The sequence below is a fragment of the Ancylobacter sp. TW_SC_1 genome (genome assembly GCF_056836805.1).
Genome location: NZ_CM166365.1, coordinates 1,964,419 through 1,978,903, shown reverse-complemented (window position 1 = coordinate 1,978,903; position 14,485 = coordinate 1,964,419). Strand labels below are relative to the sequence as shown.

General features: G+C 66.6%; 13 protein-coding genes. 10 read left to right on the top strand and 3 right to left on the bottom strand.

Annotated features, from left to right (window positions below; translation table 11 throughout):
- The first annotated feature begins 11 nt into the window (after positions 1-11).
- From AC1PZ7_RS09090 to AC1PZ7_RS09080, 3 genes are all read left to right on the top strand, one after another.
- Positions 12-317 carry a DUF2160 domain-containing protein gene (locus tag AC1PZ7_RS09090; RefSeq protein WP_482359142.1) on the top strand — a complete coding sequence of 102 codons (306 nt, stop codon included), beginning with the start codon at positions 12-14 and terminating at the stop codon, positions 315-317.
- A 57-nt stretch (positions 318-374) separates the two neighbouring features.
- Positions 375-2,132 carry an ABC transporter substrate-binding protein gene (locus tag AC1PZ7_RS09085; protein WP_482359141.1) on the top strand — a complete coding sequence of 586 codons (1,758 nt, stop codon included), beginning with the start codon at positions 375-377 and terminating at the stop codon, positions 2,130-2,132.
- 73 nt (positions 2,133-2,205) lie between these two features.
- Positions 2,206-2,460, top strand: a complete 255-nt coding sequence (locus AC1PZ7_RS09080) for a recombinase family protein (RefSeq protein WP_482359140.1) — start codon at positions 2,206-2,208, stop codon at positions 2,458-2,460.
- A 167-nt stretch (positions 2,461-2,627) separates the two neighbouring features.
- Here AC1PZ7_RS09080 and AC1PZ7_RS09075 read toward each other — a convergent pair whose 3' ends face one another.
- The gene (locus tag AC1PZ7_RS09075; protein ID WP_482359139.1) at positions 2,628-3,542 is read right to left on the bottom strand and encodes a LysR family transcriptional regulator; all 915 of its coding nucleotides are present in this window, start codon (positions 3,540-3,542) and stop codon (positions 2,628-2,630) included.
- Positions 3,543-3,679: 137 nt separating this feature from the next.
- On the opposite strand from AC1PZ7_RS09075, the gene AC1PZ7_RS09070 reads away from it, so the two are divergent.
- Positions 3,680-4,681, top strand: a complete 1,002-nt coding sequence (locus tag AC1PZ7_RS09070) for an MBL fold metallo-hydrolase (RefSeq protein WP_482359138.1) — start codon at positions 3,680-3,682, stop codon at positions 4,679-4,681.
- A gap of 50 nt (positions 4,682-4,731) precedes the next feature.
- Positions 4,732-5,406, top strand: coding sequence for a pyridoxamine 5'-phosphate oxidase family protein (locus AC1PZ7_RS09065; protein ID WP_482359137.1), 675 nt, complete (start codon positions 4,732-4,734; stop codon positions 5,404-5,406).
- A gap of 216 nt (positions 5,407-5,622) precedes the next feature.
- On the opposite strand, the gene AC1PZ7_RS09060 is transcribed toward AC1PZ7_RS09065, so the two are convergent.
- Complete coding sequence (locus AC1PZ7_RS09060; RefSeq protein WP_482359136.1) at positions 5,623-7,203, bottom strand: winged helix-turn-helix domain-containing protein; 1,581 nt, start codon at positions 7,201-7,203, stop codon at positions 5,623-5,625.
- A 215-nt stretch (positions 7,204-7,418) separates the two neighbouring features.
- Between AC1PZ7_RS09060 and AC1PZ7_RS09055 the strand changes: the two genes are divergently transcribed.
- From AC1PZ7_RS09055 to AC1PZ7_RS09035, 5 genes are all read left to right on the top strand, one after another.
- On the top strand, positions 7,419-8,390 hold the full coding sequence (locus AC1PZ7_RS09055) for a helix-turn-helix transcriptional regulator (RefSeq protein ID WP_482359135.1): 972 nt from the start codon (positions 7,419-7,421) through the stop codon (positions 8,388-8,390).
- Between the two features lie 231 nt (positions 8,391-8,621).
- Positions 8,622-9,452: an alpha/beta fold hydrolase gene (locus tag AC1PZ7_RS09050; protein ID WP_482359134.1), complete on the top strand. Its 831-nt coding sequence runs from the start codon at positions 8,622-8,624 to the stop codon at positions 9,450-9,452.
- 108 nt (positions 9,453-9,560) lie between these two features.
- Positions 9,561-10,766, top strand: a complete 1,206-nt coding sequence (locus AC1PZ7_RS09045; RefSeq protein WP_482359133.1) for an NAD(P)/FAD-dependent oxidoreductase — start codon at positions 9,561-9,563, stop codon at positions 10,764-10,766.
- A 112-nt stretch (positions 10,767-10,878) separates the two neighbouring features.
- Positions 10,879-11,796 carry an MBL fold metallo-hydrolase gene (locus AC1PZ7_RS09040; protein ID WP_482359132.1) on the top strand — a complete coding sequence of 306 codons (918 nt, stop codon included), beginning with the start codon at positions 10,879-10,881 and terminating at the stop codon, positions 11,794-11,796.
- Positions 11,797-11,920: 124 nt separating this feature from the next.
- Positions 11,921-12,949, top strand: a complete 1,029-nt coding sequence (locus AC1PZ7_RS09035) for a mechanosensitive ion channel family protein (protein ID WP_482359131.1) — start codon at positions 11,921-11,923, stop codon at positions 12,947-12,949.
- 563 nt (positions 12,950-13,512) lie between these two features.
- On the opposite strand, the gene AC1PZ7_RS09030 is transcribed toward AC1PZ7_RS09035, so the two are convergent.
- Positions 13,513-14,436, bottom strand: a complete 924-nt coding sequence (locus AC1PZ7_RS09030; protein ID WP_482359130.1) for a LysR family transcriptional regulator — start codon at positions 14,434-14,436, stop codon at positions 13,513-13,515.
- Positions 14,437-14,485: the final 49 nt, after the last annotated feature.

Below are 14,485 nucleotides of genomic sequence, written 5' to 3'. Positions count from 1 at the left end.
GGGAGGATGTGATGGAAGATATCACCGCGCGCCTCTCCGAGAACTTCGCCTGGATGGCCTGGACCTGGCCGACGGCGCTGTTCTTCGCCGTCATCGCCAGCCTCCTCGCGGTCTTCACCGTGCTCGCCCTGCGCCGGCCCGAGCGGGCCCGCGTCGGCGTGCTCGGCATCCCCACGACGCGCGGCGACCGGCTGTTCATCACGCTGCTCGGCAGCGCCTTCATCACTCTCGCCTGGCTCGGCCTGGTGGGACCCGATCTCGGCTGGGCGCTCGCGCTCTGCCTTGTCTACGCACTGGCGGTGTTCCGCCTCGTGTGAATTCGCCGAAGCGGTGGAAAGCCGCGGAATTCTGGGAAGAAACGGGAGGAAAGACCCATGTTGCCGTCAAAGAGCCGAGGCCGGCTTCTGCTGGCCGCCAGCGCCATGGCGCTGATCGCTTTCGCCGCCCCCGTGCGGGCCGACGAGGCCGCCGCCAAGAAATGGATCGACAGCGAATTCCAGCCTTCCACGCTCTCCAAGGACGAGCAGATGAAGGAGATGGAATGGTTCATCAAGGCCGCCGAACCCTTCAAGGGCATGGAGATCAACGTCGTCTCCGAGACCATCACCACGCATGAATACGAGGCCAAGGTCCTCGCCAAGGCGTTCTCCGAGATCACCGGGATCAAGCTCACCCACGACCTCATCCAGGAAGGCGACGTGGTCGAGAAGATCCAGACCCAGATGCAGTCGGGCAAGAACATCTACGATGCGTGGGTGAACGATTCCGACCTCATCGGCACGCATTTCCGCTACAAGCAGGCGGTGCCGCTGACCGACTGGATGGCCGGCGACGGCAAGGACGTCACCTCGCCCACGCTCGACCTCGGCGACTTCATCGGCATCGCCTTCACCACCGCGCCGGACGGCAAGGTCTACCAGCTTCCCGACCAGCAGTTCGCCAACCTCTACTGGTTCCGCTACGACTGGTTCACCAACCCGGACATCAAGGCCAAGTTCAAGGCCAAGTACGGCTACGAGCTCGGCGTGCCGGTGAACTGGTCGGCCTATGAGGACATCGCCGACTTCTTCACCAACGACGTCAAGGAGATCGACGGCGTCAAGGTCTATGGCAACATGGACTACGGCAAGAAGGACCCCTCGCTCGGCTGGCGCTTCACCGATGCCTGGCTCTCCATGGCCGGCAATGGCGACCGCGGCCTGCCCAACGGCAAGCCGGTCGACGAATGGGGCATCCGCATGGAAGGCTGCCGCCCGACCGGCTCCTCGGTCGAGCGCGGCGGCGACACCAACGGCCCGGCGGCCGTCTACTCGATCACCAAGTACATCGAGTGGCTGAAGAAATACACGCCGGCCGCCGCCAACGGCATGACCTTCTCCGAGGCCGGCCCGGTCCCGGCGCAGGGCAACATCGCCCAGCAGATGTTCTGGTACACCGCCTTCACCGCCGACATGGTGAAGCCCGGCCTGCCGGTGATGAACGCCGACGGCACGCCGAAATGGCGCATGGCTCCCTCGCCGAAGGGCGCCTACTGGAAGGAGGGCATGAAGCTCGGCTACCAGGACGTCGGTTCCTGGACCTTGCTGAAGTCCACCCCGGTCGACCGGCGCAAGGCGGCCTGGCTCTACGCCCAGTTCGTCACCTCCAAGACCGTCTCGCTGAAGAAGAGCCATGTCGGCCTCACCTTCATCCGCGAGAGCGACATCTGGGACAAGAGCTTCACCGAGCGCGCGCCCAAGCTCGGCGGCCTGATCGAGTTCTACCGCTCGCCGGCCCGCGTGCAGTGGTCGCCCACCGGCGCCAACATTCCGGACTATCCCAAGCTGGCGCAGCTCTGGTGGCAGAACATCGGCGACGCCTCCTCCGGCGCCAAGACCCCGCAGGCGGCGATGGACAGCCTCGCCGCGGCGCAGGACTCGGTGCTCGAGCGCCTCGAGCGCTCCGGCGTGCAGGGTGACTGCGGCCCGAAGCTGAATGCCAAGCACCCGATGGAATACTGGGTGAAGCTCGCCAAGGAGACCGACAACCTCGCGCCCCAGCCCAAGCTCGCCAACGAGAAGCCGCAGGGCGAGACCGTCGACTACGACACGCTGATCGGCAGCTGGCCCGCAACCCCGCCGAAGAAAAACTGAGGCATCCCGCGGACGGAGGCTTCGGCCTCCGTCCCTATGCGCCCGCGAAAGAACCGCCGCGCCAGACTCGGCCATGGACGACACTCGCCCCGAATTCCAGCGGATGATCGAGCGGGCCTGCAATAACGATCAACCGTTTGACATCATCGTGGTCGATCGCTTCAGTCGCCTCTTCCGCAATGCCTTCGGGCTGGAGATGCCCATCCGCCGTCTCGCCAGGCATGACGTGCGGCTCGTCTCGATCACCAGGGAACACGGGGACGATCCGGCCCAGGTCATGATGCGGCAGGTGATCCCCTGTTCGACGCGTACCAGCCCCAGCGATTGATCCTAGCGATTAGGCGCTGGCGGCCCCTTAAGGTCGCCTATCCGGCCGCCTAACGCGTACCGCTGGCATCGACCAACGGGCCGGAGACGCGGGTGATCCATGCGGTGCGGATATGAACTGCTGGGCGAGGCCCTGAACCTTCCTTTCCCGTGGTCCGGCGGCCGCCCTCACGGCCCACCCACAGAGAGCCCGGCCACCCGCGCGCGCAGGCGCGGCACGGTCCAGTCGAGGAAACTCCGCACTTTCAGCGGCAGCAGATCAGCTGGCGCATAGATGAGGTTCACGGGCAGCGGCTCAGGGACGAAATCTGGCAGCAGGGCCTGCAGCTGGCCGGAGCGCAACTCGTCCGACACCTGATAGGACAGCACGCGGATGATGCCGAGACCCGCTAGAGCCGCCCGAACGGCCGCCTCCGTCGTGTTGACCGCCAGCTTCGGGCGCGGCTCGACGGCGAAGGCCGCGCTGTCCCGCCGATAGCGCCATTCCGGTGCGGTTGCGAAGCCCTGGAAGCTGATGCCGTCATGCTCGGCAAGATCGTCCGGCTGGCGCGGCACGCCCCGGCGGGCGAGATAGGCCGGGCTCGCACAGATCACCCGGCGCACGGTACCGACGCGCGTCGCGATCAGCGCGCTGTCCGCCAGATGCCCGATCCGCAAGGCCACGTCGATATGTTCGTCGGCCAGACCGACCTGCCGATCGGCCAGCGTCAGGCGCAGATTGATCTCCGGCTGCTCCTTCAGGAACTCCAACGCGACAGGCAGCAGATGGCGCTCGCCGAACGCGATCGGCGCGGTCACATGCAGTCCGCCGCGCAGCGCGCCATAATCGCCGGCTGCCTGGCGCTCCGCCGCCTGCAATTCCTCCAATATGCGCCGTGACGCAGCGACGAAGGCGCGGCCCTCATCGGTAAGGGCGAGCCCGCGGCTGGAGCGCAGCACGAGCCGGACGCCCAGATGCTTTTCCAGTTCGCCGACCTTGCGGCTGACCGTGGCCAGTGGCGTGCGCAGCCGCCGCGCCCCGGCCGAGAGGCTGCCTGCCTCGACAACCGCCATCAGTACAGACATCGCCTCGAAACGATCCATCGCATCCTTCCAAAATTCGGGAGGCCATCTCCCGAAATCGCAGGATACTTCCTCAAATCTGGATGCCCTAATCTTGCGCCGTGTCGGATTGAGCCGGTCGGCTCTCCACCACGTCCAATGATCAGAGGGAGTGCACCATGCCTCGACTGTCCCGCCGTGCCTTTACCAGCGGTCTTCCTCTCGGCCTCATCGGGGGAAGCCTCCTTGGGAGCAGCCTGATCGACGGCGGGCTCGCGCCAGTCCTCGCTGCGAACCCAGGTGCTGCCGTCGCGCCGACGGCACCGGTCAGCGTCACGCCGCTGGCGCAGATCCGCATCGGCCGCTTTACCGTCACCGCGTTGACGGACGGCTATGCCGATATGCCCTATGGCTTCTTTCCGGGCCGCGACGCCGCCGAGGTCGAGCAGGCGGCCGTCGCTCAGTTCACCGCCCGGCCGAGCGGCGTGCGGTTCCTGTTCAACCAATATCTGGTCGAGGACGGCGAGCGCCGGATCCTGATTGATGCCGGTCCGGCCGGCTCGATCGGGCAGACCGGCGCGCTGCCGCAGGCGCTCGCCGCGCTCGGCCTGCAACGAGACCAGATCGACGCGGTGATCGTGACGCATATGCATCAGGACCACATGGGCGGGCTGATTGTCGGAGGTAAGAACAACTACCCCGAGGCGGAGCTCTATATCGACCGGCGCGACGTTACCCACTGGACCGACCCGGCCAAGCGCAACGGCGCGCCCGATTATCTGCAGACCAGCTTCCGCATGGCCGGCGAGGTCGTACGCCTTTACCCCAAGCTCCAGGCGATCGACGGCGAGCGCGAGATCGTGCGCGGCGTCTCCATCGTCGACCTGACCGGCCACACCCCCGGCCATATCGGCGTGCGGATCGAGGATGGCGGACAGAGCCTCATCATGGTGTCCGACATGATCTTTCCGGTCGTTCATCCCGGGGCGCCCGATGTCGGCTTCCTGTTCGAGCAGGACCGCGCGGCGGCACAGGCGATGCGGGATCGCTTCCTTCCCCGTGCCGCCTCGGAAGGCGCGCTGATCGCCGCGACGCACATGCCCTTCCCGGGGCTCGGCCGTGTCGTCGCCGACCGGGGGCAGATGCGCTGGCAGGTGGCGGACTGGGCCCTGCAGACCTGAGGTCGGCTGCGGCCAGCCGCCGCTCCGGCGGCCGCGAAGGTGAAACCGGCATGAGCTACAAATATCTCGATATCGCCACCACGCCCTCCGTCGCCGCCGCGCAGGAGCGCTATGGCAGCGCGGCCCAATGGGCGCGGATGGGCGCGCGCGGCCACTCCGACGAAACCTTCCAGAGCCAGCGCCTCGGTCCGCCGGAGCTGGCCTTCATCGCCGCACGCGACGGCTTCTATCTCGCCAGCGTGTCCGAGACCGGCTGGCCCTATGTGCAGTACCGCGGCGGGCCGGCGGGTTTCCTTTCGGCCATCGACGATACGACGCTGGGCTTCGCGGATTTTCGCGGCAATCGGCAATACATCACCACAGGCAATGTCCGGGCGAATGACCGCGTCTCGCTCTTCCTGATGGACTATGCGCACCGGCGGCGCCTGAAGATCTTCGGTCACATGCGCATGATCGACGCCGCGGACGACCCGGCGCTTGCGGAGAGGCTGGCAGTCCCGGGCTATCCCGGCCGGGTCGAGCGCCTCGTCCTGATCGCGGTGGAGGCGTTCGACTGGAACTGCCCGCAGCACATCACCCCGCGTTTCACGCAGGCCGAGCTCGAGGTCGCGCTCGTCCCCGTGCGCGACGAGATAGCGGCCCTGCGGCGGGAGAATGAACGCCTGCGGCGCGAGCTGCACTCTCGTGATCACGGGAGCCGCGATGTCTCGGAAGGCTCGGTTTGAATCGGCCGCCGAGCATGCCGTGCGCAAGTGGCCGCGATGACCACTGGAGCGCCGGTGCGACGCGCCCGTTTGCGGATTCCAATTCACTCCGGCCAGGCATCCCGACTTGAAGCCGGCCAGCGTTCCGACCCGCAACCTCACCGCCGGGCAACAGCGCTTCGTCGGAGAGTACCTGATCGACCTGAACTCAATGGCCGCAGCTTCGATCGTTGCGGCTCACTGGTCGGCAAGGCCGGCTTTGCGCAGGCCGTCGGCGAACAGGGCGAGATCTTCCTGCCGGCGGATCGGCAGCCAGTCCTTCAGGCTGGAGACGCGCAGCGCGGGGCTGAGTTCGCGCAAACGATCCATGGTCCGGCGGGCTTCCTCGGTGCGGCCCGACAGCGCCTGACTGGCTGCGCCGGTGGCCACGGCCATGAGGAAGCTCGGCAGGTTCCGCTGGGCCTGGTCCGCCCATAGCGACGCGGTCTCGAAACGGCCGGCGAAGAGATGTGCCATCGCGATCCCGGCCTGCATCCGGTAGAGCTCGGGATCGACGGGGCTCAGGCGCATGGCATGCTCGAAATACTCGATCGCTCCTTCCGGCTCGCCGTGCCAGACCCGCAGGAAGCCGCCGAGGAACCAGGCCGGGGCCAAGTTGGGATTGAGGAACAGCGCCCGGTCGAGCAGGGCGATGCCGCTGTCGAACTCGCCCGCGAGATGGGCGAGCGCATGTCCGGCCCTCGCAAGCACCACCGCGTCGTCCCGGCCGAGTTCCACGGCGTCACGGGCGAGGGCTATGCCCTCGGCCGTCTCCCGCGCGGGATCGGTCGTCCAGCCATTGATCTTGCGCCAGAAATAACCCCAGGCGGCCATTGCTTTAGGCGGCGCGAACTCGGCATCGAGCTCGATCGCCTTGCGGAACAGCGGCAGTGCCTCCTCGACGGATTCCCTGCCGCCGCGGTGCAGATGCGCGAGGCCGCGCAGATAGCAGTCATATGCGCTGAGATTCTCGGTGGGCTTGCGCCGTGCGCGCTCGATCTCCGCCAGTTCCATCTGCGGAGCGATGGCGCCGACGACGTTGCCGGAGATGCGGTCCTGCAGCGTGAAGATGTCGTCGAGGGCGCCCTCGAACCGGTCGGCCCAGAGATAGCCATTGGTACTGGCATTGACGAGCTGGCCGGTGATGCGGATGCGGTCGGCGGCCTTGCGCACGCTGCCTTCGAGCACATAGGTGACGCCTAGGTCGCGGCTGATCTGCGCCACGTCGACGGGGCTGCCGCGATAGGCGAAGCTCGAATTGCGCGCGATGACGAACAGCCAGCGCACCCGCGACAGGGCGGTGATGATCTCTTCCGCCATGCCGTCGGCGAAATAGTCCTGTTCCGGATCGCCGCTGAGATTCTGGAACGGCATGACGGCGATGGAAGGCTTGTGCGCCATCGCGGCCGTCGTTTCCGGCATGCTGAATCTCTGCGCGATCCCCACCTCGCCGGACGCGTCCGGCTGCCGGACCTGTATGACGTCGCCGACGAAGCGGAACCCCTTGCGGGCGACGGTACGCACGAGGCGCTGTTCCGCACCGCTGTCGCCGATCGCCTTGCGCACCGCGTTGATGTGGCTCGTCAGCGTGGATTCGGAGACGATGCGGCCGTTCCAGACCGCGTCCAGCACGCCGTCCTTGCTCACCACGCGCTCGCGGTTCTCGACGAGGTGGACCAATAGGTCGAAGACTTGCGGACCCACGGCGACCGTCTGCGCCGCGCGGGTCAGCTCCCGGCGGTCGAGGTCGAGCACGCAGTCTGCGAATTGGTACTTCAATCCAGCGCTCCATCGCCTATCCGCAGGGCGTGGCAGCTGGCCGCGCCGCTCTGCGGATCGCCTTGATACCATGGTCCGGACGGAGCCTTTCCCATAAGGCCGCTTCGCGTCGTTTTGGACGCAAAAGCAAGACCAATCCAATCGCGCCGCAAGGACTTCGCGCCGGCACCGACGCACTCTGCCTCACGACGCAACCGAACCGTGAGCGTAGATCGATGGACGAGACCATCCTGCGCGTACCCTCGCTAGAGGATCTGTTCCGCACTTCCGAACCCACTCAGGCAACGTCCGACCCCACCGCGCAACAGCCATGGACCGCCTCCCGGCCCACGGCGGACGAGATGACGCGCGTCCTCGGCACCACGCCGCGCCGCATCGTCACCGAGCTTTCCGGCAGCTCCATCGCCCATTGGAAGCACGGCGAACTGCACGACGTCGTCGAGCCGATGACGGACCATGTCATCATGACCTATATCGACACGATGCAGCGCCTCGAGCGCCGGACGGGGAAGACCCTGGCGTCCGGAACGGCGCGGCCGGGCGTGGTGACGATCATTCCGTCCGGCTCCAGCTCGCGCTGGGACATCGGCGGCGTGGTCAATGTGCTCCAGCTTTACCTGCCGCACGCCATCCTCGAGCGCGTCGCCGCCGAGGCCGATGCATCGGGAGCGGCGCCGCTGCTGGAGCGCACCGGCTATCTCGACCCGACGACATCCCGCCTGTTGATGAGCGCGGCGGACGTCCTCGACGGCAGCGAGGCCCTCGACGCGCTGTTCCGGCAGCAGCTCACCGAGCTTCTGGCGACGCGGCTTTTGTCCGGGCACACCGGCGCTCCGGCCAGCCATCAGCTGGCATTGGGCGGGCTGTCGCCGACGGCGCTGCGCCGTGCCATCGAGCGCCTGCGCTCGGACAGCGACGCCGACCTGTCGCTTGCCGCGCTCGCCGCTGACGCGCACCTGTCGCGCTTCCATTTCTGCCGCGCCTTCAAGCAGAGCACCGGGCTTTCGCCACATGCCTGGTTGCGGCAGCACCGGCTGGCGCAGGCGTCGGCGCTGCTGCGCGATACCGACGAGCCGGTCGTGTCGATCGCGGTCGCGCTGGGCTACGGCTCGCAGTCCGCTTTCGCCGCCGCGTTCAGGCGCCTGACCGGCGAGACGCCGAGCGAATGGCGCCGCCGCGCACGTTAGCGGCAATCGCTCTCTAACCGGGGCAATCGCTCTCGGGCAGCCCCGTACCCCTCGCGCTAATCCCATGTCGTGCCCACCGACCAAAGGAGACAGACGATGACCGGACATCTTTCTAACCTATCACGCCGCAACGTCCTGGTGACGGCCATCGCCGGCGCGATGTCCGCGACGCTCCGTGTCCCTTCGGCGGAAGGGGCGAGCAATGATCGTCTCACGGAGAGGAGCAGGACCATGCGTACCGTCACCACCAAGGACGGCGTTGAGATCTTCTACAAGGACTGGGGCCCGAAGACCGGACAGCCGATCTTCTTCCACCATGGCTGGCCGCTCTCTTCCGACGATTGGGATGCGCAGATGCTCGCCTTCGTCGGCAGGGGCTATCGCGTCATCGCTCATGACCGGCGCGGGCACGGACGCTCGACCCAGGTGAGCGAGGGTCACGACATGGACCACTACGCCGCCGACGTCGCGGCGGTGGTCGAGCATCTCGATCTCCGCCACGTCGTCCATGTCGGCCATTCCACTGGCGGCGGCGAGGCAACCCGCTATGTCGCGCGCCACGGCAAGGGCCGGGTGGCCAAGCTGGTGCTGATCAGCTCCGTGCCACCGCTGATGGTGAAAACATCCGCCAATCCCGGCGGGCTGCCGGTCGAGGTGTTCGACGACCTGCGCGCGAAGCTCGCCTCCAACCGCTCGCGGTTCTACCTCGATTTCGCCAGCGGCCCGTTCTTCGGCTACAACCGGCCCGGCGCCGAGCCGTCGCAGGCGGTCATCTGGAACTGGTGGCGCCAGGCCATGATGGGTGGCGCCAAGGCGCAGTATGACGGCATCCGCGCCTTCTCCGAGACCGACTTCACCGACGATCTCACGCGCATCACCGTGCCGACGCTGGTGATGCACGGCACCGACGACCAGATCGTGCCCATCGCCGACTCGGCCCTGCTCTCGGCGAAGCTCGTGAAGAACGGCACGCTCAAGACCTATGAGAAGCTGCCGCACGGCATCTGCACCGTCCATGCCGATCTGGTTACCGCCGAGCTGCTCGCCTTTGTAGCCGGCTGACGCTTCGCCGTTTTCCCGCATCGCCGCCGCTTCCCAAGGCCTCGCCGGTTCAACGGCGCGGCAGCGGCGGCCTGCACCCTTCTGGAACCCCTCACAGGAGTAGTTCACATGCGACTGGTCATCATCGGCGCCGGCTTCGCCGGCATGTATGCCGCCCTTTCCGCCGCGCGCCTGCGCGATCTCCGGGGCATCTCGCCCGACGAGCTCGAGATCGAGCTGGTGGCGCCGCAGCCGACGCTGGTGGTTCGCCCGCGGCTCTACGAACCCAAGCCCGAGACGCTGACGGCGCCGCTTCTGGAACTGCTTGAGGCGATCGACGTCCACTATGTGCAGGGCACCGCCGAGACGGTCGACACCCGGTCCAATTCGGTGGGGATCGTCACCGGTGGTGGCGAGCGCAGGACGCTGACCTATGACCGGCTGGTGCTCGCCACCGGCAGCCGGCTGTTCCGCCCGGACATTCCCGGACTCGCCGAGCACGTGTTCAGCGTCGACCAGCTCGACGACGCGGTCGCCCTCGACCGCCATCTCCACGGGCTCGCGCGCCGGCCGGCTTCGGCTTCCCGCGACACGGTGGTCGTCGCCGGTGGCGGCTTCACCGGCATCGAGGCGGCGACGGAAATGCCGGCGCGGCTGCGGGCCATTCTCGGCGACAAGGCCTCTATCCGCGTCGTCATCGTCGACCGCAACGACGCCATCGCGCCCGATATGGGCGCCGGTCCGCGCCCGGTCATCGAGAACGCCCTGCGCAAGGTGGGCGTGGAGACCCGGCTCGGCGCCGGCGTCGCTTCGGTGGATGCTGGTGGCGTGACGCTCACCGGCGGCGAGCGCATCGAGAGCGCGACGGTGATCTGGGCCGCCGGCATGCGCGCCGCGCCGCTGACCCAGCAGATCCCGGCCGAGCGCGACAATCTCGGCCGGCTGCTCGTCGACCGCGCCCTGCGCGTGCCGGGGGTCGGCGGCGTCTTCGCCACCGGCGATGCCGCCAGGGCGGCGCGCGACGACATGGGCAACTATGCGCTGATGTCCTGCCAGCACGCCACCCGCATGGGCGCCTTTGCCGGTCACAACGCCGCCGCCGAACTGCTGGGCGTGCCGACGATCCCCTACCACCAGGAAGCCTATGTGACCTGCCTCGACCTCGGCGACGCCGGCGCGCTGTTCACGCGCGGCTGGGACCGCCAGGTCGAGTTCGTGGGCGCCGAGGCCAAGAAGATGAAGCAGGAGATCAACACCGTGTGGATCTACCCGCCCCGTGCCCAGCGCGACGTCGCCCTCGCTTCGGCGGAGCCCGAGCGTGTCACCGACCTCTAGGCGCGACCAATGCCGCGCGTGCCGCATCGGCGGCTGCGAGCGGATCACCTCACGACAACCCACACCATCAGCGGAGCCGACCCGGTCGGTTCCACCACCTCAGGAGGCAAACATGAACGTGCAGAACACTTCCGCCCCCCGTCGAACGGGACCCGAAGAACTGGTGCCGTCGCGCTACGCGGTGCGGGTCGGCGAGATCGAGGTCTTGATCGTGAGCGACGGCGTACTGCCGCTTCCGACCAAGATGCTGGGACATAACGTCGACCCGACCACGCGGGCGGCTTGGCTGAACGACATGTTTCTGCCGACCGAGGCTTTCGACTGGGCGCTGAACGTGGTCGTGGTCCGCAGCGGCCGGCAGACCATCCTCGTCGACGCCGGCCTGGGCCTCGACCCCGATCTGAACCTGCCGCGCGCCGGGCAGCTGATCAAGCGGCTCGCGGCCGCCGGCATCGATCTGGCATCCGTGACCGACGTGGTCCTGACCCACATGCACATGGATCACGTGGGCGGTCTGCTCATCGACGGAGTGAAGGAGCGGCTGCGTCCGGATCTGCGGATCCACGTGGCCGCCGCCGAGGTCGAGTTCTGGAAGGCGCCCGATTTCAGCCACGTCAACATGCCGCCCGGCTTCCCGGACGCGCTTCGAGCCGCCGCGAAGCGGTTCGCGAAAGAGTATCAGAGCCATCTGCGGCTGTTCGATGAGGAGTCCGAGGTGGCGCCAGGCGTGGTCGTCTCTCGCACCGGCGGCCACACCCCCGGCCACAGCGTGGTCCGCGTGGCGTCCGGCGGCGACCGGCTCATGTTCGCCGGCGACGCCGTATTCGCGGTCGGGTTCGAACACCCCGAATGGTACAATGGCTTCGAACATGACCCCGAAGAGGCGGCCCGCGTCCGGGTCCGTCTCTTGAAGGAACTGGCGGCTACTGAATCATCGCTGGTGGCCACCCACCTGCCGTTCCCGTCCGTCGGCCATGTGGCGGTCGACGGCGACCACTTCCGCTGGGTGCCGGTCTTCTGGGACTACTGACCTCGTAGCGCCGACTGGAGCATTTCCGCGATACGGTGAAACGCGGAGATGCTCCAGGACGCCCGAACCCGTCATTCCGGCTCGGCCGGTGTAGTCTACCGCAAGCAATCCCGGCGAAGCTCCCATGTTTGGCGATGAGCATTACCTTCCGCTTGCCCTGATCAACATCCTGGGAATTGCCGGCATCGTCGTCTGGCACGTTCAGGGCGCCAGCCGCCCGACAGGTCGCCTGATCGTCCAGATCCTGTTCTTCACCGGCATGAGCCTCGTTCTTTATGCGGGAGGCATCGCGCCGCATCGACTCGATGAAGTCTACACCGAGGGCTTCGCCGCGCTACTGTCGAAGTCCGCCAGGATTCTCTGGTGGACCCATCTCGCGTGGACGATCATCGGTCTCATCCACATTTACATCAGGCTCAATCGCAAGCCACGGGAAGCGCATCTCATTTTGGACATGGCCGTTGCCGCCATCTATCTCGGCGTGGCGCTGTCGGTGATGGGCTTCGTCTTCGGCATGCCCATCGCCTCCCTGGTGACGACCTCGGGCGTGGTCGCCCTCATATTGGGGCTGGCACTACAGAATACGCTCGGCGATGTCTTTTCCGGCATCGCGTTGACGCTCGGCAAGGCCTACGCGATAGGCGACTGGGTGCAGCTAAGCGACGGCACGGCGGGGCGCGTCACCGAAACCAACTGGCGCTCCACCAACCTGTTGACCTGGGCGAACAATATCGTCGTGCTGCCCAACAGCATGCTGGCAAGGCAGGGCTTGACCAGCCTCAGCCGTCCCGACGAAACGCATCAGATCACATTGGGCGTGCGCTTCGCCGCCGTGCAGCGGCCGCGCCGGATCGAGGAGGCGATGGAGTCCGTGCTGCAAGCCAGCACCCGCATCGTGAAGGATCCGCCGCCGGCCGTTGCGCTGAAGTCCATCGACGCCGTCGCGATCGACGTGGAACTGAAGTTCCGCGTCGCCAGCCTCGCCATGGGAACGTCCGCCAAGAACGAGATCATCGACCTCATCCATGACCACTGCGAAGCAGGTGGGCTTTCCCTGGCCTTGCCCGCACAAAGCCTCGTGTACGTGCCGGCAACGACACGCGGCGAGGCTACCGCTCCGAGTCCCAAATCGCGCTCACCCCACGCGCCTTAGAGCCGACGAAAGTACCCCTGCCGTCGGCCGCACGCGTTTCTCGCAACAGTATGTCTGCAAGCTCCGCTAGCCTGACGCTTCGCCGTTTCTGGCGCCAGTCTTCGTCGACCTGACATATGATAAAAGTCACGGCGTAGGGCTGCCGTCTCAATAACTCTTCGGAACAGCAAGGATTGTTGGCGCGGTTATTTGCTGCCCTTTGCTCCGGAGAATTCCCGGCAGCTATGTCGCACCGCGGAGTAGAATCGACGATGCTGGCGCGCCGACAGAGGGGAAAATGCGAACACCTATGTCATCGAAATTGCGTTGGTTTGGAAAGTGCCGAGGAATGGGTTTAAGCGGCGTTTCGAAGTCAGGGTGCGCCGGCCGGCACGTCGACAAACATATCCGCGCGGAACGTGCGTTTCAGCTTCGCTCGAATCCCGCACGCTCCGCCGATGATGCTATCGGCGATCTTAGCGTGCTGGCGGAAGATCAGAGGCAGCTCTTGGCGTCGTAGCCGGGCCACGCCCGAGGAAGATGAGTACTACGTCTACGCTATAGCCCTCTACCGCCGCCCTTTCTCACGAGCCGGTCAGGTGGGTAGGCTTGAACGCCTCGACGAGGGCATCCACAACCACCCGTACTTTGGGCGCCAGGTCCCGCGAGCGCGGCCAGAGCGCCGTAACGGGGACATCTTCCGCAGCGATCGGGATCGGCACCACTTCAAGCCGCCCGGTGCGGATGTCGTCTGCCGCAAGCCAGGTCGAGAGATAGGCGACGCCAAGCCCGTTCACGGTCGCGTCTCGCAAGGCCTCGCCATGGCTGATCGTATGGCGCGCCTGGACGACGAAGGGCCTGATCGTTCCGCCCGGGCCGCAAACCGCCCATGGCAGTGGGCGGCCATCCTTGGCGAAGGCGAGGCAGTCGTGATCGCCGAGTTCCTCTACCGAAGTCGGACGCCCGTGGCGGTCCAGATAGGCCGGCGCGGCGCAGATGATCGACCGTTGCGTACCAATGCGCCGCCCGATCAGGCTGGCATGATCTCCGGGATCGCCAAGCCGGACCACAAGATCGATGCCTTCCTCGACGAGATCGACCCGTCGGTCCGCGAAGGAGATATCGAGACCGAGATCGGGGTTCCTGTCCGCGACCTTCGTTAGCACGGGCATGACGCACAACCGGCCGAACGAGATCGGCAGGTTGATCCGCAAGGTTCCCGATACGACGCGTGTTCGCGAGGCCAGTAGCGTCTCCGCCGCGTTGAGTTCTTCCAGGACCTTGAGGCAGCTCTGGTAATAGGCCTGCCCTTCGGCCGTCAGGTTCAGGCTGCGGGTGGTGCGGTCCAGCAACCGGATGCCGAGACGTTCTTCGAGGCGGGCCACGCTCTTACCGGTCGCGGATTTCGACACGCCCATGCGTGCGGCGGCTGCCGTGAAGCTGCCTGTTTCCACCGCATGGACGAAGGCGGAAATGCCTTGAAGGCGGGAATGAATGTTCAGGCTCATCGACTGGCGACAAAATAGAGGAAGTGTTCGCAAAACACGTCGCAACACA